Consider the following 458-nt stretch of genomic DNA (forward strand, 5'->3'; position numbering starts at 1 on the left):
GCTCACCTCGATCTGTCGGCAGAGAATCTCGTGTGGGTGACGGGGGCGAACAAGAGTGGCCGAGGGCTGGAAAGCGAGACTGCGTAGAGCGATGGATGACGCCTGAGCTAGCCCGACGCCGTGGCCGCGAAGGCGGCCTTTCCCGCGTGCGCATCCACAATCAGGTTGCCTGTACATCGCCGACAGTTGGAAGCTGCAGAGGCCGCTTCGATGCAGCGCCGTGCCGGATGGTCACTTGGGAATGGAGGAGGCGACGCCGTCCAACGTGGCATCAGTGACGAGACCGGTCTCCTCCAGCACATCCATGTGGTCTTGGACGGTCGTATTGGCTTGCGTTGCATGCCGCCTCACCAAGGAGTTCTTGGTCGATGCGCGGACCTCGCCGATGGTGATGAAGACCCTGCCGTGGGACGCCCGGAGCAGGTCCACGAAGAGCTGATCGAAGGCGCTGCCTCTGG

1 pseudogene is annotated in these 458 nt (G+C 63.3%); it reads right to left on the reverse strand.

What is annotated here, in order from left to right:
* Positions 1-231: 231 nt before the first annotated feature.
* Positions 232-458 (reverse strand): annotated as a pseudogene (locus G3I78_RS48220) (hypothetical protein); the annotation flags it as partial.

The sequence above is a fragment of the Streptomyces sp. SID13726 genome (genome assembly GCF_010548375.1).
Lineage (GTDB): Bacteria > Actinomycetota > Actinomycetes > Streptomycetales > Streptomycetaceae > Streptomyces.